Origin of the sequence: Flavobacterium taihuense (genome assembly GCF_019351435.1) — a bacterium.
In the GTDB taxonomy this organism is placed as follows: Bacteria; Bacteroidota; Bacteroidia; order Flavobacteriales; family Flavobacteriaceae; genus Flavobacterium; species Flavobacterium taihuense.
This window is the reverse complement of record NZ_JAHWYN010000006.1, coordinates 168572-192254: the sequence shown is the minus strand read 5'-3', so window position 1 is coordinate 192254 and position 23683 is coordinate 168572. Positions and strand designations below refer to the sequence as shown.

Genomic DNA, 23683 nt, shown 5'->3' with positions numbered 1-23683 from the left:
TTTAGTTCACTATTTTTAGATTGTCATCTATCGGACAACTACTTTTTTTTTAACCTATTATTAACTTTGTTAAGAATTTATCATTACTATTTTATTTATGAGTTAGTTCGAAAATTTGATCAATAAAAAAAATATTTTATGATATAGTAGTGTAATATTTTGGTTTTAGGTTCTGTTGCATCTGGAATACCTTTTTATCTTTGGTTTTTTAAAACTAGCAAAAAATGAATACTAAAGGTCATTGTTATCCAAAACACATAATTATTCAGGCAGTATATTTTAAATTAAGATTTACACTTAGTTACCGTGACGTTGAAGAAATCATTAAAATTAGGGGTGTGATTGTGGATCATGCCGCAATCCAACGCTGGGTTTATAAGTTTACACCTTTTATTGAGTCAGCGACGAAGAAGAGAAAGAGTAGAGTGGGGACAAGCTGGAGATTGGATGAAACCTATATGAAAGTAAAAGGTATTTGGTGTTATTTCTATAGGGCAGTAGATAAACTAGGCAATACGGTTGATTTCCTGTTGACCAAGAGATGACAAAGGATGAGCGCTCAGTCATTTTTAATTAAAGCAATTGCCAATAATTGTAAACCAGCTATAATAAATATTGATAAAAGCGGCTCAAATAGGAGTGCTGTTAAAGTTTATAATAAACGTTCGTTTTCTAAAATAGTAATAGTATTACTTTATATAAGCTTCAATATCTTTTTTAGCAACATAAGTAAACTTTCCCAGTGAAAATTTACTTATGTTATTTCGTTTTATAAGATTGTATAAAGCGCCATTTGAAATATTAAATTTCTTTTGTATTGCAGTGATAGTGTAACAGTCTTTAATTTCAGCCTGTTTTGTTTGTTCTTTTGGTCGTAAAACTACTTCAAAGCCAATTTGTGGCTTTTCAAATAAAGCATTAATATCACACCGTCTAATTAAGGTTTTCCTTTCTGAAAAGTTATATGCATTTATTCTTTTGGTATTGATCAAACGATAGACAGTCTTAACTGAAAAACCTAAAAGTAGTGCAAGTTGTTTGACATTTAAAAATTCTTTGTTTTTAAGATCAATAAGTGGCTGATTTATTATTTTGATTGTTTCAAGGTTGGAGCTTTCAATTTTCTGATTTTTTAACCTTCGTTTATAATCTTTGCTTGCACATTTTAATGAGCAATATTTTGTTGTGGTTTTCTTTGCAAGGAACTCAAAACCACAAAAACCACATATTCTATATACCGAAATATTCGAGCTCATTTTCAATTTTATTAGTTGGAATTATAGGGTTGTAAAGTAATTAATTAAGAGCGTCATGAAGTTAATTATAAGAACACCTAATCAATACATTTTGATTTGGAGAGAAATTATTGCAAGTGTATTTTCCCTGGCTAAATTTTTAATTGCTCTATAAATATAAGGATTTCAATTCCAATATTGATGTTTCTTATTTCATTTAAGTAGTTCAAAAATTTGCTAATTTCTGTAAAAGAAAGTAACAAACCAGTGTTTACAGTAGCTCACAGATTGTATATGAAGGAGTGGTACAATTTTAAACAAAACAAATGCAAATAAAAATGTTAATTTGCCTGTAATTTTGGTTGTTTTTAATAATATTAATTGGATTTAAGAGTATTTAAGCGTCGTTATTTGCTCCTAAAAGACACATAATAGAGATTTTTTCTTTTATGGTACAATTACGGTACAAAAAGTAGATTTTAAAGTGAAATATGTAGGATTTTTAGGTTTTAATTTAACATAAAATTAAGTAAATATGTTAAAATTATGTTAATTATTTGCCGATGCAGAAAATAACTTTCCTTACTTTAATAGAGTTTTAAACTGCAGTGGTACAATTATGGTACAATTTAAAGCAAACTATCGCAAAACAAAACAAAGTATCCTTATCAAGATAACATAACTCATGGGAGTTGTTTACACAAAAATAGTTATAAACTTTGAATATTGATTATATCACTGACATAAAAAAAGCTAAGTGATAGCTATAGAAAGATTTAAAAGTTTTGATGCTTCTTCAACATTTAGAAGTTCATCTTTATTTTCTTCTGTAATAGAGATTCTTAATTTAAGCTTTTCCAAGTGCTCTAATTTATTATGAAGTTTGTTTATTATAATAGGTATTTGATCATAGGTAAATGGTTTCATAACATCCATATATTAAATCTCAGTTAAAGATATACTTTAGAAATACTGTTTAATCTTAGATGTCGTAAATTGGAATGCTTTGTTTTTTAATTTCTTAATTTTAGTGATTGCAGGACCGTAAAAAGATGTTAGGCTAATTATTTATAAAAGGATTAATAGATTACGGAGATGTAGCTTTCGCCAACAACTATGAGAGACCAAAAGAAATTACAGAAATTATATTTAAGTTTCCCAATGTGTTCCTTTTGAATATTCTCCTTCTGGGGTTTCAATGAGTAAATTATCTTCAAGTATTGATTCATTTTGAAAATAAATTGTTGTTTGTGCCCAATCAAAACCTTGTGGTTTGGAGAGAAATTGCATTGAATTGAAAAATACACCTTCAACATCTTTATTGTCAAAGTGAAATTTATCAAGAAGTAATTTTATTTTTGATTCCCTTTCCCGCTCCACAATAATGCCACTAAGTGTTTCATATCCAATTTGAATAATACTTTTGCCAATAGCAGGTATTTGTTTAGTAGCCTTACTAAGAATTTTTTGAAAATCTTTCGCTTTTCGGTCTATTGAATCGTCAGCAATACATTCCCACTTGACAACATACACCTGTCTTAATTTTTTAGCCGTTATATTTAAAACAGCTAAAGGATTATCCGGTTGATATTTAAATCCTTCTGCAAGTTCTGCCTTATGTCCATAGTTACCATGAATATCATAATCAGATGTCAGTAGTTCATAAAATTCCGCTGATCCTTCTCGTAAATCTTTAATGGCAAGGCTTTCGTTAATATTTTCCAAATTGATTTCCGTAACGATAAAATCAATAAATTGGTTGGATATAGTTTTTTTTAACCCCTTAGATTTTATATATTCGGCGTAGCAATATGTTAAAATAAATTCAGGAGTAGATTCTACGGGAGTCTTAAATAAAATTTTAGCAAAAACAGGTTTGCGATGAAGCTCCATTATTTCGAGAAGATGTTTTGACCTTTTCATCCATTCTACACGTTCCTTCTCACCATACTCTGTCGTTTTTGCCAAGCGTTTACATTCAACCCAATATAATCGGTTACCTTTAGCAATTTTTAAATCGGGAGTTTTAATGCTACTACTTTCTTTGACAAATTCAACTTCCCAGCCATTTCTGCTATACAGCAATGCAACAGCTAATTCGTATAGTGTATCATCAGGCTGATTTTGTTTTTCATTCAGCATAATTTTAATTTTGGAATCAATCCCAATCATTTTCTTTAAATCATTGAGGTTATTCCCGATGGTGGCAAAAAAAATATTTATACGGTTCAATTGTGCAGGGTCTCCACAACCTGGCCGCTCATAAACTGATTCGACTAAATACATATACCAAGAAATCCAGTCACTATAAACAGCAATCCTTTTGTGGTCTCCATGACTAGGAGTATCATTATTAAAATAGTCAACAATATTTTGCCTACGTCTTATCCATTCATTCCTACCCATTACCTCAATAAACCAATCTAAAGCAATTTTTGATTTACCTAACCAGTATACCGAAAGGTCTTCCATATTTAAATTCTTTATCCTTTAAAATATTACACTTTCCTGCAACTCAATCCCAATCAAATTCTGTCTTGCAACAAGAAAAGTTACGATTTCTTTAAAACCGTTTAATAATTCTGCATCATTTTTAATTTGTTCCCTGCAATGCTCCCAAAGGTAGCTTGCCGTTCCTGCCAAGAAATCCTCATGTTTAAAACCTACCCTGACATAACCCTCACGTGTTCCCATTTTATCACCAATTTTGATGAAGTTTAAATGTTTCGTGACAATTGAAATACCTTCTTTCAGGATTGTTTTACCAGGCTTGGTTTTAAGTATATAAAGGATTTTATAAACGACATCTTGGTCATAAGAACGCTTTTGCCCCCATTTGATGGTTTCCGGTGCGAGTCTTTCGAAAAAAGCCACGCTGTCTCCGTCCTTCCACCAAGGCAATACTGAGCCTGAAACGCCAACCAATGATTCCCATATTTCCTTTCCTCGGTAATGCCGTTTCGTATCCCAGGTCGTACATTTATCCGCAAAAGCAATCATATTAGATAATAGGTTGAAGAACCTGTCTGCGGTTACTTTTTTTTCAGTACCATTTAGGAAATAATACAGTAAGAACCGGTCAATCCATTCATTGGCGAGATATCCGTAAGCAAATATCGGTTGCCAAAAACTTTTAGTAGTGAATACATCATCTGATTCGATATCCAATACAACTCTCGCTATCTTTTCCATTGACCATATATCAAAAGCGTGTGGATAGTTATCATGCTGTCTGGGTTTCTCATTGATTTCACCCAATTCAAATGTTATTTGTTCCAACACCTGTTTCCAGAATATAAGCAAATGCTTTCGGTCTGTGGCAATGAGCCCGTCTAAGGAAGGTATTGATACAAAGGCATGCTGTAACATTTTTTTATCCAATCCGGAATCATTCCCAACGGTATCGTTATCATTATACCTCCAATGCTGTCTTGTTTTAGGAATGGAAAGTCGCAGTTTCGACCACGTTAATAGTTCACTTGGGGTTTTATTATTGATAAAGTCTTTTAATATCCTATTATTATATTTATCAAGATCGAATCCCTTCGTTTCTTGTTTTATAAATTGAGCAAGTCCGGTAAATTTCAAGAAGCGTAGCATCAAGGTTTCTTCTTCTTCTTCTTCTTGATTAAACTGTAGATATCTGGGGCTGTTTAAGGAATAATTCCTATCGAACCCAATGCTAAATAGTATAAGGAAATTTTGGACTTGTACAAAATTTGCGTCAGACCAGTTTAAATTTTTAGAAATCACTGCGAATAAAACATTCGCGGTATCGTATGGTGATTTTAAAATAAGTTGGCCTGTTAGTCTTCTTAACTGCTTGTCGTTAGGTTTCTCTGACCATAGTATTCCCAAGGTGCGAGCTGTAAATGCTGTCCATGAATCACCAATGTCCGCCTGCGCCCTGCCATAAGAGTCGGTTTGATAACCGTCCAATGCTTGTTCAATGTAGGCAACCGTCCAGCCTGTAATTTCCGGATGTTTCGAAATCCAGCTTTCTTTATTGTAAAGTAAAACAGCGCATCCACCCAATACGGATTTGTGTTTTCCGCTAAAGGACTCGTACGGGTCTTCGTCGTTAGTTACAGCAATTTCCTGAATTGACTTCCACAGTGCCTCGCTTTGTGCCAAGTCATATTGTATGCCTTTTTCGATATCCTGTAGGCACCTAAAAGGAAATAAATGGAGGTCATGGTCCACCTGCATTTCCGCGCGAGCATGCTCAAATTCGGCGGTAATTGCTTTAGGTTCTTTGTATTCAAAGTAGGTCTGTTTGCCATCATTTTTAGATTCGTAATTTTCTATATTGAAAAAGGTAATGAGCCGCGTCAGGTAAGGGAAAGTTTCACCCTGTGCTTCAATTTCACTTAGAATGGTTGTCCACTTCGTAACTATAGGCACAAAGTATTCCTGAATCTCAGGATTGTTCATGTATAAGATTAGTGCAGTGCTGTTGATTGATCTTCGGCGGTGAGGCAAATCATGCCATTTTTTTGCTAGTTTTAAAGTGGTTTTGTCAAAAAAATTAGAACCCATCATTTGGTGTCCTTCAATACCGAAAGCACCGTAATCCAGATCCTTTTCCCATAAATAGAATTCCAGCACTTGTAACAATGGTTTTAATACTGTCAAATACAAACTAGGGTTATATCTGCCTACAGAATTAATCACGCCGAGGTAAGCTGTCGAATTGCCCTCTTTTAAAACAATGTCAACAAAACCACAAACAGGACCATCATTATCACTGGCATCAATCAGGAACTTTTCCAAGGCCTGTAATGCACTGACAATAGCATGTGAGCACTGACCGTGATCGCGATACCAAAAATACATCCTCGAATCACCAATATATTCATGCTTGTCATCTGGGAATTCAATCGCTAGCTTTGGTATTGCTTTTTGTTTGTGCGTATAATCGTTTGTCCATTGCTTGCAGGCAAAGTTTATCAGGCTAATGACAAACCGTAATCCAACCAACGGCTGATTTTTCAGGAAAAACAAAAATGGCCCCCTATTGTAAAATGGAGGGAACCATTGTGTTGGCTCATTGATATCGAGATGGTAATGGCTCGAATCAAATCCGTATGAAATTTCCCTTGGTGGTTCAATAAACAATGCCAGCAAAATTTCTTTCGCCTTTTCGGGACACGCCAAAATTAAAGGATTAATTGCATCGCTGTTAATGCAAATTTTTTCAAAAGCATCATCAGGGTTTTCATAAGGCCCGTCAGACCATTGAACTTTATCTCGTATTTTCATCATGGAAAAGAGTGACCGCGGCCGTTCATCCGAAATGAAATCACTGTCGATTTCTTCAGCTTTTGGTTTATGTTCAACCCTGATTCGCTTACACAGTTTCAATGCCAATTCAATGACTCCGTCAGGATATTCGTTGATTCCCGCTAGAAAAGCTTTGTAAATAACTTCATCTACATCATCACGAACGTAAGTTCCTTCATGTTTATAGACAAACATGACGTTGGCATTTTCAAGTGCAATCGCAGCCATTTTTTTGCGGTATGGGAAACCAACCGCGGTATTGTTGAGCCACATTTCACAAATTAAGGCTACCCGTTTCCTTGAAAGCTCAATGACCTCTCTCTTGTGGTCAAAAAGGAATTGGATAAGCTGTGGCCAATATAGATAATTGGGTATCCTGTGATAGGAAGCTGCTTCTGCGATTGTAATACCCGGTATATCTTTAATGATTTTCATTATCCCCTGATTCGGTAGCGTGGCCTTTAGCAAAAATTGCTCCAAAAATCTTTTGAATAAGGCGCCTTCTTCTTCTTTCAGGAAATCGAACAGCGTAATTAAATGCACGCCCGTTGAAGCAGAGAATAAAATAGATTCGAGCAATAAATCTTGTATAATTTTTTCCTTTGGTTCATGGGTAGCAAGGCTTTTGAAAAATGCAATCCATGATGCACCTTTATCGTTCTTATCAAGTAGGTACATTCCATATAGACGAATGGCTTTGCGCCAAAGAGAGGATCCCAATTCTTTAGATAGGAGGTATGCATTAAGGTTTTTGCTATTAGATCGGATCAGCTTATACCTGGCCCAATCTCCAAACAAATCGTGCGTCAGGTAAAGTTTGTCGTCAACAACATACATGATTTTCCGTTGCATTAGCGCATCGAGATATGCCAGTTCGGCAACAGTGAAATCCACAACAGGAATGCTAACCGAAAAACGCTCCGCTTGCTTTTCCGCATAATCTTGCAACAGCCTTGCATTGGCAGCGCCAATACTGTCAATTTCTTCTTTCCATATCCAGTCAATCAAAGTAGTTTCGCCTAAAAGGTCGTTATCTGATATTTGCAAACCGGCCGATAACTTAAAGGCCATGAGATCAAGGTATTTTAGGTTATTAAGAACGCTTCTCAAATGTTCATGCTTAAATAAATCTGATAGCCCGGGGAAATGTTTCCTGAGTTCAGTCAGATGTTTATACACATCTAGATCGACTTTAAAGTCTACTGCATTTAAAGGAATATTTATCCGGTACAAACGTTCAATCACATCACTATAATCGTCGGTTTGGCAGGTAAAGATAAGCTTCCAACCAGATTCTGGCTCAATGGCAATATCAAGGATTTCATATAATACGCTTAATTGTTCTTCCTTGAAAAACCTGTCAATTCCATCAATAATCAAATAAGAAACTGGCTTTTGCACATTTTTTAAAATATCAGAAATGCTGTTTTCAAGGCCAAAATATTGTTTAAGATTTCCATGCCCCACACTTTGAGAATCAATCCATAGAAAATTTGAATCATCATCAGTTTCAGCTTCAATGAATTTTTTGGCCAGTACTGATTTACCGTAACCTGATTTGCCTAGAACAAATACCACATTATTCTTGGTTAATTGGGTTTTTAGGGATTTAACTTGATCGTCCATCGGCAAACTGATCTTACCGCCGATTTTATCTGGTATGGAATTGACTCTGGCCATGCTGGCTTCCCAAATTCTTTTCCAGTCGGTGGCATGATTCCGGTAGCCAATCAAATCATATTGGTATCTGAATCTATTTACCAGTCCACTATAATCTAGAAAACCGCTTGTAGGAGCCAGTTCTGAGCGGATGGCGCACATTGATTCGTATAGTCTGACTTCATTTTGCTCATTAGGATTTTTGAGGCAAGTTTTTCCCAAAGAAATAATAGTGGAAACGTCTTTTGAAGTATCATTCTGGAAGTCGAATTCGAGCAATAGTAATCTGCTTAAAACGTTTACAATATCGTATTGTTTGATATTATTTTTGGTTGCCAAAGCTGAAGGGCAACGGAACGAATTAAATAAATCCTGCTTAGATTTTGAAAATCCTTTTCCATCTTTTGAAATTCTATCACAAAATATCGCTGTATCCATAGTTCTTGAAGACGTAATCAAATCGTTTAGGTTGTTAGCAACACCTTTTGGAAGTGGTGCACTTACAATACATAAATAGTCTTTTAGAGGATTAAATACATTTGAATCTGTACCTAAATATTGGTTCCAAATGTCATTCAGTAGATCCTCTGTAGGACCTTTAGTGTTTACCTGTATATTACTTTTGCTTGAAATGCCAACACTAATGTCACCATCAATATTTTCAAGTGTAAGTAGTAGGTCATCAAACAGCCAGCCCTCAGGCCTTACCTGAAACCCAATTCTTTTAATTTTCCCCATTTCAGGAGTGAATGGAAATTCATCTGCTAGAAAATGTGTAATAAACCATGCTGCTGCTTTACCTTCAAATACAAATCCGCCGCCGCCTGTTTGCTTCGCTGTAGCAACTTCACGTATTGTACTATCATTATTTTTCTTTCCCATGTTTTTCATAATTGTGATCGCATTATTAATGCATAAATAAAACCACCTGATTATCAAAGGCAATTCGTCATGGACGTGGATTCGTTACAGAAGCAAACAGGCCAACCAATTTACAAATACCGATGATAAGAAGAAATTAAAGATTTATATCGTTATATAATTCGATAATATTAGTAAATCTGTTTTGTAAACGTTGTCTATCTTTATATGCTTTTACTATTTCACTCAGTCCTGGTCCCCAAGCACTAAAATCGTATCTGGTGCCGCATTCCTCTCTTATATTTGAGGGACACAGACAACTCCATAAAAAATCATTGATTTCCTGCCAGCCAACAAATTTATTAATATTGGAAACATTGGTAATGCTTTCGGGACTAAATAGAATAGGTCTGATTGAAATCAGACCAAATTCTGTTTTTATTATAAGTGAACTAAACGATGTTTTATTTGAGTTTTCCACAGGCTTGATTAATATAAGTAACTTTTGGGCAATCTCAGGTATTTGTTCCTCTTTGAAAAGCCCTATCCATTTAATTGCTTTACTCAATGGGATCAGGCTTTCATTTCTTAATGACTTATTAAATTTTAATGAAATGCCATGACTTTTTACCTCACCAATGATTACATCAATTGTTTCCGGAATTTCCATATACTCAGAAGAATTATGTTCTGTATCACTTTGGGTATGATAAGGAAATCTAACGGCAATAATATCAATTTCTCCTGAGATTTTCTTTTCTGAAGAATGTATAATTAAACCAGTAGTAATATATCCATTTAGCCTAAGATATAATTTTACAATGTTTTCTTGAATAGTCGATCGCTCCTTACTTGTCATTAATTTGTTTATTCGAATTAATTTAAATTATTTATTAATTTTTATTGTCCTAAATTGATTCTAAAGGGTTTCAATTTCAAAATGTGGTTCTAATGTGGTTCTATTTGTGGCATCTAAACTGGGGACAGAAATAAAAAGTTTGTTCTTTGCCCTGCTTACTGCAACATAATTTATTCTATGTTCTTCATTGTTCTGTGTGTCTGGGTTGAGTAAGAAAGACAAATCCTTTTCTTCTGGCAGAATTAATAAAACATTAGCAAATTCATCGCCTTTGGCTTTATGTATTGTTTTGTCACGACTTAAATCTTCAGGTATTTTTACACATAATGCCATCTGCTGATAAGTATGATCTTCATAAAAGCTTTTCGCGCTGCCCTTTCTTAAATCTGAGATTTCAGGTTTTATGTTTTGCTTGACGAATGTAAAGAAGGCGTATAAGGAGATGTCTTTATAGGTTTCATAATTAGAAAGCAGCAATACAATAAAATCCAAGCTCTTCCTTCTGCCAATCGTAGGATCAGTTTTTGTTTTAAACTCCTTCTGCATTTCCTTTATTGCATCTTTGAATTTACCTTCTCTGGCATATTCGACTGCTTTTATACAAATCGCGACAATTGTACTTCTATATTTATTACCGCTTCCTGGTTTATCGTTATCAGCCAGTTTTTCGAAAAGTTTTGCATCATGAAAGCCTCTTATTTGTTTTTTCATCAAATTTGCAGTTATATTATCTCTTGAGAGAGAGTATACAGGTTCAGCGGCACATAAATGTCTGATTTTTTGCGAAGCATCAGCAAGATTACCTACGATAATAAGTGGTTTTGAATCAGATTCGTTCCTGTATTTTTCCTGAATTATATCTTTTCTAACTATATTAAGAACTTCAATGATTTCATTTGTACTTCTTCTATTTTCTTTCATTATGTAATCAATCATGCCTGGAAGGTTGAAAAGCATGAACTGAGTAGGATCAGCACCTTGAAATTTATATATGGACTGTGCCTGATCGCCAATAATTCCAATTTTACTTTCTTTAAGCCCAATATTTCTAAAAATTTCGACTTGGATAGGGCTACTGTCTTGAAATTCATCTATATAAATATAAGGGAATTTTGACCTGAGTATCTCTAGTACGAAGGGAAATTTTTTAATTATCTGAAAACTGAAAAAAAGCACATCGTCGTGGTGCAAAACACCTTTTCCCCATGCCATTTTTTTATAATCGAGATAAGATGATTTTTTGATTGAATAGCTGCCAACTTTATGCGGATAATCTGTAGTGGCAACTAAATCCCCACTGGTATCAAACTTCCATTTGATAGCATGAAATGCTTTTAATATTAAATGATCCTCCCTGATTCGTTGCTGTGAAGTTCTGGTTTTCCAGTCATTGATAAACCCAAAGTTAGAAAGAATAGTATCGTCGTGACCATCAACCTCTGAAAGGTTTAATCCATACTCTCCTGCAATAAAAGGTGCATAGGGTTTTATAATGTGATTATATAAAAAACTGTGAATTGTTGCAATTTCTGCCCGTTCTGCTGATGTCCCTAATCTGGAAAGAATAGTTTCGACAGCTGTATTTGTATATGTTATACAGGCTATTTTTCTGGTTTTTTCCAAGCGAGCTGAATGATGTAAAACATTTTTTATATGTTCGCATAGCCAATGTGTTTTTCCCGCTCCTGGTCCCGCTGAAACCCTAAAGTGCTGTTCGATATTGTTCAGCCTAGTTTCTGATGTTATTTCTATTTTTGACATATCCAGGCGATTGTTTCTTTTATATAATCGGGAACTATAAAATTCTTATATTCAGGTTTACCTAGCAAGTCCAGATTTTCCAATAATGCATAAGATAATTCTAATGCATTTTCACCTTTCCCGACAGAGTTTAAATAACGTGATGCTATAATTGCTCTCATTTTTATGTCGTCATCCCATGTGGTAGTATCAGCGATGTTGATACTTGATATAATTCTGTCATTTTCTGTACTAGAGCGTAAAGCAACTAGTAAATCAGTTGGCTTTTTTCCCTCAGAATATAGTTGCATTAGTTTTAAGATTTCATCTTGATTACTTATCGAAGGGGTTAATAATAATTCTGATGTTGGATTGGTAAGTAACAAGTCATATTCTAGAGTTTTTCCCTTCGTTTCATCCTGTGTGAAGAAGCTAATGTTAGGATGTGTTCCCGCTGGATATTTTAATGCAGAAGAATTGAACTTATATTCATATGTTGATGGATCCAGATTGTATTCATAAGGATAACATTTTTTAAACTTGCCATTAAGTATAATTTTGCTTTCTGGATCTCTATCTGTGATACAGGCAATTTTCTTATGGATTGTATTTGGTTTTGTACTGTCAAACAAGTGCAGGAAGTGATCAAAGAAACGTCCGCCAACATTAATGACTACAGTATGATTATCTTCTAACGATTCCTTCTCATATTGCGCAAAAACTGACATTAATAATTGTTCCGCAAGACCTTCAACCAATATCACATTTTTTGCAAACAGCATATCAGATTTTGTGGCATCTAAAAAGCGCTGTACATATTTTTTACTTTTATCATCTGGGAAAACTTTCCCAGGGTACCCAACTGAAGTGATTCCATTTTCTGAATGCAGGCATATTATTTCGTCCAATGAGACTGCAGAGGTTATATTGGTAGAGTGTGAAGTAACAAAAATCTGCCTTACTTTCCTTTCTTTTCTGTTTTGCTTTAGAAATTTTAAAAACTTGTATTGCATTGCCGGATGTAAATGTGCTTCTGGTTCTTCAATTGCTAAAGTTGCGTAAACCTTTGCATTACTTCCCATATAGGAACCATTTGAGTTGACTTGCATTTTTGCAAGTAAGAGTGACATATAGATCAAATTATTGTATCCTAAACCATTGTGAGTGGCTGGAATTTTAATTCCGCTCTTGTACTCTACGATTAGTTTTAGTACTGAAAACATCTCAACATCGCTTATACTTCCTTCAAAGTTTGGTTTAGCCTCATTAAAGGATGCTCCTGTTACATTAGCATATGATAGTATTTGTTCTTTACCTTGTTCCATGCGTTTCTGCAGCATTTCGATTAACTCATCCGCTTTGTCAGAAAAATCAATTTTGCGTGCTTTTATTTCTGCAATTTTTGCACTTTTTGGTTTAGTAGCTTCTGGCTCATTTTTTATTTCATAGTCCATGAAAAAATCAAATACATCACGCAGAAGTGTATTCCTGCCTGTAAGCATATCTCTTTCAACATCCCTAATCGCATCTAAGAATTGAAAATCAAATTTTTGAAGAGAGTCGCTGTCAGCTACTGCTTGATTTGAAATTTCACCGCCCCAGATTTTGTGGGTAAAAAGACGTATAAAATCATGTTTAATGATTTTCCAGGCTTTTTCCACAGCTTTTATTTCATCAGTTTCTGTTATAGCATTTATAGCGCTAAGATAATGGGGGATTTCTTTTTCAGGAAGGAAAAATTCGTAGGTAAGGAGGGCTTCATAGGAGGAATCAAGTTTGGTTAACCAGTTACCGATAGTAACAAGGTCATCAGGTTCAACATTAGGGCCTTTATTGATCTTGATTGCAATACTAATCTTTGGAGGAGCTTTTTTAAGATCATCTATTGATATCAATTTATTAAAATCGTCTGTTTCCAGCCTTTTAGAAGTTTTGTGATCAATTATTAAAGAAAGTGCTTTTAGCAGATTTGTTTTCCCAGCATTGTTGTGACCTATAATCACATTTACTCCTTCATTAAACTGAATTTCACATTCTTTGAAGTTTCTAAAGTTTTTTATTTCGATTTGTGATATATACATTTTTAATAATTCTGGGTTAGTTAATTGTTGTGTCCTTTTGAACTTGTGATACAAACAAATATAGTTGTTTTGTCAGGCTCTTTTTTACGAAAATCCGTATTTTTAAATAATATTTTGAATCCGCAGATGGCTAGAAAATACTAACTCGATGAATTTTGAGGATCTATTTAAGCACCTAGTGGCTTTTTTACTTGACGAAAAATAATTGAACTAAATCATTAGAAATATAACTCCAGCGTTTTATTAATTCTTTTATACTTATATTAATAAAAACTACTATTATATATTTTTTATGCATAGAAATATTATTAATTTAACGTACTTTCGGACAACTTAAATTTTAATAAGCAACAAAATTAGTAATATATTAAAGGTTTTAAAAAACCAAAGTACTGTAAATCAGAAATTTATGTTTTTAATATTCAGCTTGATAAAAAAAAGCGAGCCTTGAACTCTATTTAAAAATAAAATTTATAAGGGCAGTGTGACAGATGGAAAATAAAAAATTAACAGCGCAAGACAACTATAATACATTTCTTAGTGTCCTTCTTCACGAACATTTATTTCTTTCAGCGAAAGATGTTCACGAGAAATTAATAGCTAAATTTTCAGTTACGCCTGATAATGCTAGAAAAATTGTTGGTAGGGCCGTAACCAAAAGCATTATTACATCTTCTAAACCATCTACGTTTGGTAACGGTCAATTCATTTATTATTGCAATACATATTTATTAGATATTGAAGCTGTTAAAAAAATAGTAGAAAAGTCTAGACCACCTATATACAGGTTAATTGTATTGCTCCAAATAAATGATGGTATCGTTTCATATTACGAAGCTTTAAAAATAACTGCGGCACCTAATGAAGATAATTCGACAAAAATTAGTTCATTGGATGATATTATAAAGGTGTTGAGTAGATTAGATTTTGTTTATGAAAAAAGAGATAAAAACAATAATCGGTTTATAATACAAAAAGAATTTAGCCAGGTGCTTGATAAGCCTGAGGAAAATTTAAAAATAAGCATTCATCATCAAAAAATGATAATTGATTGTAGCTTGATGCCTGATATCATGAATTGGCTTGTAAATTCAAATATAATTGATAATGCATCTTTTATTTATCGGAATAAATCTAACCCAGGAATGGGTACAATACATAATAATTTATTTTGGGACGCTTATGCATATTCTAAAAGTACTGGGATAAATGAAATATTAGGAGCAAAAGCGGATTCCAAAGAAAAACAAACTTTAGTGGTTTTGGATGTTGTACTAGCAACGGAATATTCTCATATTCATCTTAATGCATTTTTAGCCAGAATTCAAATAAATATTAATTCTGTAAAAAGTGAAAAAAGAAAAACTTTACCTGTAATTATTTATCGTGAATGCAGTAAAGAAGTATTCTTTACCATGAGAAAAAATGGAATAATATCTTTTAATATAAGTGCGATTTTCGGATCTAAAATTTATGAAATAATAAGAAAATCCAGTCAGCTGCCTCTTCTTTTAAAAAATGATCAAAATTTAGATCAATCAGTAGAATCCATTTTAGAGACGATAAAAAGTTCAGGGCAGGAGGGGGCCTTAAAAGATCTTAGAGGTACATTATTTGAGTACTTAATGTTTGGCTACCTAAGTTCTTTATACCCTCGTGCGGGATTTGAACAGAATGTAATTTTAAAAATGGGTCAGCGTAAACATGAGTTTGATTATGTAATTACTTCAACTCATCCTGCGGAATTAGTTTTTGTTGAGCTAAAAGGACTACGTGACGGAACATTTGTTTCATTAGGTGACATTGATACTAAAGCTACTTTAAAATGGTTTTTTAATAAATCTATGGGGCTTGCAAAAGAATATTATAAGGATAAAAATTCCAAAAATCTTAAGATTAAAGCCATTTTTATCACGTCGGCAGGTTTTTGGAAAAATACTAAAGAGTTTATAGAAGAGATGGAAAATAGTACATTTAGATCTGCCAAATCAAAAACTATAATCGGTCGTAAGGAATTATTAGAAAATTTGGAAAAAGATGGTTTTAGTAACGAAGTAAAAATGATCGAGAAATATTATTCAAATCTGGAAGGTGAAACAGAAAGCGAATCTAATTTTTATGATGATGCTATGGAAGAGCCGGATGATTTGCCTTTTTGATTTACTAAAAATGTTGTATAAGAGACGATTACTTTACTAGAGTTTAAACTTCAGTGGTAGAATTATGGTACAATTTAAAGCAAACTATCGCAAAACAAAATATCCTTATCAAGACAACATACACTCATGGAAGTTGTTTAATGCAAAATTATAAAGTTATATGTAAGAGTAATGTTAAGAAATAAAAAGAATGATAAAAGTACTAGAATGGATGTGACATCTAATCTATTGTTTTATTAATAATACTACCTTTAGTATTTGAATGAGATCAAAAGATTCTTCTTCAATCCACTGTTCATTCTTAATAAGATCCTGTATAAGCTGTAATTCCTTTTTGTTGAAATTTCCAATCTGTAACCCAGATAATATCTTGTTTAAATTCCAGTGGCTGTCGTGATACTCTATGTAGGTGCTTATTTTTTTATGTGGCTCATTGGGGTAGAGCAGGACTATATCCTTATTTCTTAGCTTTAATTTCTTTTTTATTCTCTCGTAAATTTCTAATCCTGCCAAATCCCAATCGCAGCAATAATAGAATGGTTTAGCCAATTCAATTTCATCGATGTCGTCAAGGATTTTTATATTGTTGCCACCCACATACCATAACTTTACGTTGGTACTTTTGGCAATCCAAGTCTGTTTTAAAAACGACTTGTTTTCACAAAGTACAACAGCATCAGGATTCTGCCTGTCTACGACAATTCTCCATTGGTTTTCCTTTTTATCTAGGGGAAATTGGGTTATGTCTAAAATTTTGAAAACAGCATTTCTGAGCCCAGTTTTGTTTTTTAAGTATTTCGAAATATCAAAAAACTCGTTGGAAAAATCCTCAATATTGGTCGGTTTACTTTTTAGTTCCTCTTTATTTTCTTCGATAAGCATTAAGGTTTTTACCTCTTCCAGCGTAAAGTTTTTTTTGGCATTGGCTTCAATACCATTATTTTCTAAAAAGCTTTTTGCCTCGTCATACTGCAATTTAAATTCTTTCTCATAGAATTCTTCAAAACCTTCAGTTGAAATAATAACTTTTATGTTATCCCTTTTTAAATCAAGAATACCTTTATCATTTATTAGATAATTGATATACGGATGTCCCTGAATAGCAGCCTTAGTTTTTTTAAGATGATAAATGTCGTCTAATGCTTTGAGCTCTTTCCATGTAATTTTTTTATTTATCATCCGGCATTGAATTTATGTAGTCATTAATATCTTCAATAATATTTTCGGAAAATATGCCAAGGGGAGGGACGTAACTTTCCATATCAGCTAGGTTATTTTCGTTCATGATATAGATAAACTGATCGCCGGCTTTAATGTCTCCGGCGGTTTCGATTGCCATTGTGATAATCTGATAATTTTCTTTTTTCGCGAGCTCATGCAGCATGTCGTAATTGCTTCCTAATCCTTCGGCTTCATCAATTGACATAATTTTTAATCCTTTTTTATTTTTCTCTTCTATCAACGAAAGCCTGGCCAGACATAATAAAGCATTTGCTGTATAGGTCTGTCCATTGCTTCCTGAGTTTGCTTCCCCATTTTCGAGCTTCAATTCAAATTCGAGGTCGAAATAAGATTTTGGGTTCATGAGGTCCTGAGGTTCAACTTTTGGACTGCCCCCAATTTTCTGAAAAGCTTTTATCATCATTTTATCAATATCAATTTCTTCTCTCAATTCAGTGAACAGACCGGTGTTATTCATTTGATTTGCAAGCTGTTTCCGAAAGGTTCCCAGCCAGCTTTCGGGATAATGTATTGATTTACCCGCTGTAAGTGATGCACGATTTCCTCCAGTAATAACTTTGTTCTTTTTTTTCAGGTATTCGTCTATATCGTTGACTTTTGTCAGATGGGCCGAATACGTTTTGTATACTTCATTGAAAATACTGCTCAAAATCTCAATTTTTCTTGAACCGATTTCTTGAATGTCAAGGGCAAGCTTATGCAGTCTTTCCGCAATATTAGAAGCAATCATATCTTCATCTACAGCAGAACTCTTAAAAACGGTAGGTAACATCAAACTAGCGAGCTTTCCCATGGAAATTGATTCATCAATTTGATAGCTCATTTTTTCTATAATTGACTTCAGTTTCTCGTTATAGGATATTTTAGCTATTTCGGCTTTATTTTTAAGGGAATTATTTCCGCCCTCATCAGGATTTAAATGCTCATCGAGAGTTGTATCAAGTTTAATTTTTGACCGGAATATTTCATTATTTAGTTCTTCAGTACTTTTTAGTTCAAGCTTGGCAGAAGCTATGAAATTGCTTTTTTCTTCAGTTTTTTTCGCAAGGCGCATTATCTCAAGATCCAGTTTGTGTCTTAGCTCCAATAGAGCTACTGGATCACCAGTTTTGGTTTTATCACCATATTTGTTTTCTAAATCTGCCAGTTTAATTTCTGATTTGAGCAGCTGGGTATATAATTGTTTTTGTTTCTCTAATAGTAATTCTTTTTCGGTTTCAATTACCGTTTCTAAGACTTCAATTGCTATGTTTTTTTTGCCAGTAAATAGTGTTGATTCCAATTTTTCAATTGCTCTTTTCTGCTCTTCATAAGAGGCTTCCTGTTTTAGAATATCTTCATACTGCCCATGAAGAGAATTGTAATGGCTGTAAATATTGGTTTTATCTGAATATAAAGTAATGAACTGTTCAAATCTATTCTCAGTAATATCAATACTTTCGTCTATGCAGAAATTTACTAAGCTGTCTTTCTTTTTATAAAGTATAATGTGATCTTGAAGATTACTGAACTTAAACAGCAGATCTTTGTATTTTATCTTTTGATCCTTTTCCTGAACAACAGTTTTCAGTTCAGATTCAATGCCTCCTTTGAGTTCAGATAATGGGCCGGTGATAGAATCAGGGTTATCAGTGTTCAAAACCTGACTCTTTGAATATTCTATATATTCATATACTCCATCGAGATTGAGCCAAAATCCGAGATCTGTTTCATCTTTAATATCAAGATTCTCAAAGAGCTCACCTGGAAAAGGCAGATACCTGCTTTCTAATTTTGGCATCTTCCTGTCGAGCTTTTGAAAATAAATCAATATGCTTTCAATCGAATGGGATATAGGAAATTGCAGGTTCTCCACAGCCCATTTTAAAAGCGATTCAGGATTGGCAATATCTGAGAATTTGGATAAGGATTCCAAATTTGAGATTTTACCTTCGAGAGTGATTATATCTATTTGAAATTTCTGTTCTTCTTCTTCAAAATTAAGAAACCATGCCGAATCCTCAAAGGTATCCAGCAGGCCATTGCTTTTAAGGTAATATGTGAATTTTAAAACATTTGATTTGTTCTCATCGTTTTGTTTTTGATTCTTATACCATTTTTTGACTTCGTCAATTTCATTACCGTTTTCAGTCATCCATTTCTCAACTGTTTCTACCTGTTCTTTGAATTTCTGAATTTCTTTGTAATTGTTTTTTATTTCAGCAATCGTCTCATCCGAAAGTTGTGCACCTTCTTCTATTTTTTTCTTTTTTAGTAAAAGCTGTCCCAAGTCATTAATACGTAATTGTGTAAGCTGATTTTCAATATACTGATGCTCCACCTGATTTTGAGCCAAGTCTTTAGAGGAAGTCTGCAACTGGATTTGAGCATTGTTTTGTTCTGTTGTCCAATAGTTAAAACGTTTAATTAGGTATTCACTGTAAAGCGTCTTGAAATTTTTATTTTTTTCTACTACCACCTTCAGTAGGTTCTCTTTCTCATTTATCAGTTCGATTTCTTCCTGAAACCTTCTGTGCTCATGAAAATCATTATTAATATTATTTACTTCATCAGAATACCTTTGCATAATGCTGTTCTGCTCTTCATCGCCAAAAAGGAACTTTTTAATGCTTTCCGATTCGACCTTAAAACCTTTGCCTCTGGAAAAAGACCTCAATATATTGGCATATGTCCTAAGGGTTTCGTCTTTGGTTAAGTCTAAGGACAGGATATCATTCGAATAAAGAATATGGTGGTATTTTTTTCTGTTGAATACCTTCATCCTTGCTTTATTAAACTTATCACAAAGATTGTTTATGGTTTCTATTTTGTCTTCAATGATCAGATCCTTAGTCATTATCGGGTCGCTCATAGGGGATAGGTCTTCCCAGTCATAACCGTTTTGAATGATAAACATCTCGGCTACATTGCTTGTACTTTCGATATATGCACCTATGGTGACATAACTGTTACTACGAACCTCGATATTTAAAAAGACATATCCTCTGGAGGACGCCTTACCCTTTAAATCTAGAAGCATTCCTTTCACATCACGCTGTTTATTTCCATCTGTTGCGGATTTAAATTCACCTGAACCTATTAGAATTAGCTGTATGATATCGGCAACCATGCTTTTCCCACTGCCACTTTCTCCACTGAAATCTGTTCGATAAGGATGGAAGAGGTAATCGGCATTTAAATGTTGTTTGATGCCGATGGTTGATAAGCTGTATATTCTAGGAAAATTATTGTACATCTTTCATTTCTTTAAGCAGGTCGTCTATTGTTTCTATCTGTGGTTGATAGGCACCACGCAGCCTTTCAAATGAAGGCATGATTTTGAATTTGTTTTTATTGTCTTCGTCATCCCACATCAGCCAGCCCAGCTCGCCAAACTTATAAAATGCTTTTTTTACCGTTTCTTCAAATCTCTGGTCATTTAAATCTGAACCTTTATCAGAAGAATTGTCGTTAATTAGTTTCCGGAGTGCATTCTTTTCTTCTTCATACTCGTCATAAAGCAATGTGATAAATTCGGTTATGCTGTCAAGTTCAATGTTGCCATCCATTTTGAACATTTTGAGAAATAACATGCCTATTATAATATGTTCAGTTTTCAGGTAATCCTTATTATCAACTGGGACATTACTTTTTCCGATTTCGTTTACATCAAGGAAGTAATATTGGTTGAATTCATTACCCTCTCTGCAGAGGTTAAGATTGAAAAAATCTTTATAGTAATGTTTCAATGAAATATAATTTTCATTTAAAAAGCGGTACAGGTCTGGCGTTGTGGGATATTCCCGCTGGACATGCATACCATTTTTTAGAGAATAGTCCAATCTGGAGAAGACTGATTGGGCTTTTTTTTCAAAAAGGAAATTATATTTTTCTATTTTTTCTGAATTGTCATCTGCCATATCGATATACCTTTATTTTGACCTGTATAAGATGCCTGTTTGTTGATTATTATCCTGTATTTATTTTTTAAACCTGCACTTCTTCTAAGGGTGTTATGAGCTGTTTTTACAGCAATGGAAAATTTTTCAGTTTCCAGAATTTTAAAGAAAAAAGGTGTAAAATCCAGGATGCTGTCCTGCTCAAGCTGAGAAAATGCAAGCTCTGTCCAATATTTTATCCTCTCTTTTTCATACTTCCACCTGACTGTCTTGTCAACTAAATCTTGCCTTTTAGAGATATTAATTTCCCTTTTGTATACGGTAATTGGCACCTTGGGGCTGATTTCCCTTATTGGTATTACAGTAAGGCGGGCAATAATTTCCGACGCTCTTAGCTTAAATACAGGGATACCTTTGGGAAATTGAATATATTTATTTCCTGATCGTCTTCCGACCGTTGAATGCTCCAGTATGTGAGTGAGGAACTTGTTGGTTTTTCTATCAAAGTCTTGCTTATTAAAATCATATATAAATTCCCTGATCCTAGGTTTTATCTTCTCGATTCTTTTACTGACCTGTTCGAGCTGGCTTCTGGAACTGTCATGAAAATCCTGGACTTTCTTTATATTTTCAATGTAGCCGCTAGCCTCATTTTTTTCAAGGATGACTGTGAGGATTTCGTCGATGTCATATGATATTTGAAATGCATTTCTTAACTCGGATGCCTGCTCCTTTATAATGTCAAGCCCCATTTCAATCTGTTTTAAAATGTCCTGAATATTGCTGCCTTCAGACTTAACGGTAAGTTTAAAGTCACTCACCGATTCATTAACCTGCTGATCCAATATTTCAATCTGGGAAGAGAGTGAGGGCATCCTGATGTCAAAATGATCTTCTACCCACAGATTAAAATTAGTTCCAATCTCCACGGCGGTTGTAAGACTGTTATATAACTCAACAAAGAACCTCTTTATCTTAGCAGGATTATACTTGGCGATAAGACGTTTTTCGAGACTCTGGCAAAATTCAAGTCCGTATTTTTTGAATTTATAAGTCCTTTTAATTTCATTACGCCAAAGAAAAGATTCCTGAAGCCTTAATATCACGTTATTGTTCCTGTTATGTTCTGTTCTGGTGGAATCAGTACCCTGATCTTTAAAAACCTTGTTTATGAGTGAGACGATATTCTCTTCTGTAAAATCTTTGTCTTTATATTTTCCATAGAGCGATAAAATAATTAATCCGTCATTTTTTTCCGGAACTAATTTCTCGTATTGATCTTTGGCTTCTATATATAAATTAAAACTTTCCAAATATTGTTAATTAAGAATAAAATTGATTGATGATTTTTGGGAAAAGGGAAAATATTAAGCTAAATTTAATGAATTTATTTATAAAACTACATTTTATATAATTTTTAGCTGCTGTACAGATGCGTTAATTTTTACCTTTTCATAGTCTGTAATTAAAATAGTTAGGCTAAATTTTTAAAAAAAAACTTCAAGAGTATAAAGATTTTAATTTACATGGTATTGATAATTAGTATAAATAATATAAGCATTGTCTTGAGAAATTCAAATTAATCAATATTAAAAAAAGATTATAATTTGAGGTCCATTTGACAAAAATAAAAAAGGTGGTAAAGAACAACTTCATTTGAAACATCAGATTCACTCAGTTAATTTTGATTATGGATATCTTTTATTAACAATATCGGAAATTATAAAATAGTTTTTATTAACATTGATGGTGTCTAATTAAGGTTTTTCTTTTTGAAAAGTTATATACATTTATAAACTTTGAATATTGATTATATCACTGACATAAAAAAAGCTAAGTGATGTATGATTGCGTACTTAGACATGAAGGTTAAAAAGTAAAAAGGTCAAAAATCTAACATTTAGATTTTTGACCTTTTTTCAATATCATTTTGGATTTCTAAATAAGTTTTTACCCGACCTGACTTAATCCATTTCATCAACTCATGCCTGTAAAAATAAATACGTTTGCCTTGTTTATTAACAGGGATTTCCCTTTTACATACTTTACTATAGATTGTTGATACCGATAGGTCTAAAAGTTTTGATGCTTCTTGAATGTTTAGAACTTCTTCTTTATTTTCTTCTACATTAGAGATTCTTACAATAAGTTTTTCCAAATGCTCCAATTTATCATGAATTTTGTTCATCATTACGGGTATTTGGTCAAAAGTAAATGGCTTCATACGATCTGTTATTTAAATCTAATGTAAAAGTATTTATTGCCAACATTTGAGATAAAAGATGTCCTTTAAAGAGGGAGTTTGGCTTTTAATTGTTACAGGACTATAAGAAATCAAATCCATTAAGGAGAAATGTTGATTCGAACTATTCGGTCTATTAGCCCCATCCGAACGAATGAGTAATCAGAAAATGAATGCCTATTTAAAAGAAATAGCGGGCGTTTGCGAGATAGAAAAAAATTAACCTTTCACATTGCCCGACATACTTTTGCAACCACTGTGACGCTTACTAATGGCGTTCCTATTGAAAGTGTAAACAAAATGCTTGGTCATAAAAACCTTCGTACAATTTATAAATATTTATTTTGCAGAATATACTTATGAAAATGTTTTCTACTATTGTAAATAATTAAACCAAATAAAAATGCCAAATAACTTTTTACCCGAATTAGATGTATTAAGAGA

Annotated in this window: 14 protein-coding genes and 1 pseudogene; 3 read left to right on the top strand and 12 right to left on the bottom strand. The window is 33.4% G+C overall.

The features are described from left to right. Positions 1 to 224: 224 nt before the first annotated feature. Positions 225 to 545: an IS6 family transposase gene (locus KZH69_RS08835; RefSeq protein WP_219317072.1), complete on the top strand. Its 321-nt coding sequence runs from the start codon at positions 225 to 227 to the stop codon at positions 543 to 545. Positions 546 to 689: 144 nt separating this feature from the next. Here the strand turns inward: KZH69_RS08835 and KZH69_RS08830 are convergent, their stop codons facing one another. The 7 genes from KZH69_RS08830 to KZH69_RS08800 all read right to left on the bottom strand — a co-directional run bounded on the left by KZH69_RS08830 (position 690) and on the right by KZH69_RS08800 (position 13718). After that, positions 690 to 1256: a helix-turn-helix domain-containing protein gene (locus tag KZH69_RS08830; protein WP_219317071.1), complete on the bottom strand. Its 567-nt coding sequence runs from the start codon at positions 1254 to 1256 to the stop codon at positions 690 to 692. A gap of 732 nt (positions 1257 to 1988) precedes the next feature. Continuing rightward, on the bottom strand, positions 1989 to 2162 hold the full coding sequence (locus tag KZH69_RS08825; RefSeq protein ID WP_219317070.1) for a hypothetical protein: 174 nt from the start codon (positions 2160 to 2162) through the stop codon (positions 1989 to 1991). 222 nt (positions 2163 to 2384) lie between these two features. Continuing rightward, on the bottom strand, positions 2385 to 3707 hold the full coding sequence (locus KZH69_RS08820; RefSeq protein WP_219317069.1) for a hypothetical protein: 1323 nt from the start codon (positions 3705 to 3707) through the stop codon (positions 2385 to 2387). Positions 3708 to 3725: 18 nt separating this feature from the next. Beyond that, entirely contained in the window at positions 3726 to 9059 is a 5334-nt protein-coding gene (locus tag KZH69_RS08815) for a hypothetical protein (protein WP_219317068.1), read from the bottom strand. Positions 9060 to 9195: 136 nt separating this feature from the next. Continuing rightward, complete coding sequence (locus KZH69_RS08810) at positions 9196 to 9897, bottom strand: hypothetical protein (protein ID WP_219317067.1); 702 nt, start codon at positions 9895 to 9897, stop codon at positions 9196 to 9198. A 60-nt stretch (positions 9898 to 9957) separates the two neighbouring features. After that, positions 9958 to 11658, bottom strand: a complete 1701-nt coding sequence (locus KZH69_RS08805) for a UvrD-helicase domain-containing protein (protein ID WP_219317066.1) — start codon at positions 11656 to 11658, stop codon at positions 9958 to 9960. Continuing rightward, positions 11646 to 13718, bottom strand: coding sequence for an ATP-dependent nuclease (locus KZH69_RS08800; RefSeq protein WP_219317065.1), 2073 nt, complete (start codon positions 13716 to 13718; stop codon positions 11646 to 11648). Before KZH69_RS08800 ends, KZH69_RS08805 begins: the two co-directional genes overlap by 13 nt. Positions 13719 to 14209: 491 nt before the next feature. Between KZH69_RS08800 and KZH69_RS08795 the strand changes: the two genes are divergently transcribed. Further along, a complete protein-coding gene (locus KZH69_RS08795) occupies positions 14210 to 15877 on the top strand; it encodes a hypothetical protein (protein ID WP_219317064.1) in 1668 nt (555 codons plus the stop codon). A 225-nt stretch (positions 15878 to 16102) separates the two neighbouring features. Here the strand turns inward: KZH69_RS08795 and KZH69_RS08790 are convergent, their stop codons facing one another. The 5 genes from KZH69_RS08790 to KZH69_RS08770 form a co-directional block, all read right to left on the bottom strand. After that, positions 16103 to 17056: a hypothetical protein gene (locus KZH69_RS08790; protein WP_219317063.1), complete on the bottom strand. Its 954-nt coding sequence runs from the start codon at positions 17054 to 17056 to the stop codon at positions 16103 to 16105. Further along, positions 17046 to 20354 (bottom strand): hypothetical protein, encoded by a 3309-nt coding sequence (locus KZH69_RS08785; protein ID WP_219317062.1) that lies wholly within the window; start codon positions 20352 to 20354, stop codon positions 17046 to 17048. The genes KZH69_RS08790 and KZH69_RS08785 overlap by 11 nt, the downstream gene beginning before the upstream one ends. Next, on the bottom strand, positions 20344 to 21018 hold the full coding sequence (locus tag KZH69_RS08780; RefSeq protein ID WP_219317061.1) for a chromosome partition protein MukE: 675 nt from the start codon (positions 21016 to 21018) through the stop codon (positions 20344 to 20346). The genes KZH69_RS08785 and KZH69_RS08780 overlap by 11 nt, the downstream gene beginning before the upstream one ends. Further along, entirely contained in the window at positions 20991 to 22310 is a 1320-nt protein-coding gene (locus KZH69_RS08775; protein ID WP_219317060.1) for a hypothetical protein, read from the bottom strand. The genes KZH69_RS08780 and KZH69_RS08775 overlap by 28 nt, the downstream gene beginning before the upstream one ends. Positions 22311 to 22897: 587 nt before the next feature. Beyond that, entirely contained in the window at positions 22898 to 23221 is a 324-nt protein-coding gene (locus tag KZH69_RS08770; protein ID WP_219317059.1) for a helix-turn-helix domain-containing protein, read from the bottom strand. Positions 23222 to 23393: 172 nt separating this feature from the next. Here KZH69_RS08770 and KZH69_RS08765 point away from each other — a divergent pair. Then, positions 23394 to 23602: pseudogene (locus tag KZH69_RS08765) on the top strand (tyrosine-type recombinase/integrase); the annotation flags it as partial. Positions 23603 to 23683 lie beyond the last annotated feature (81 nt).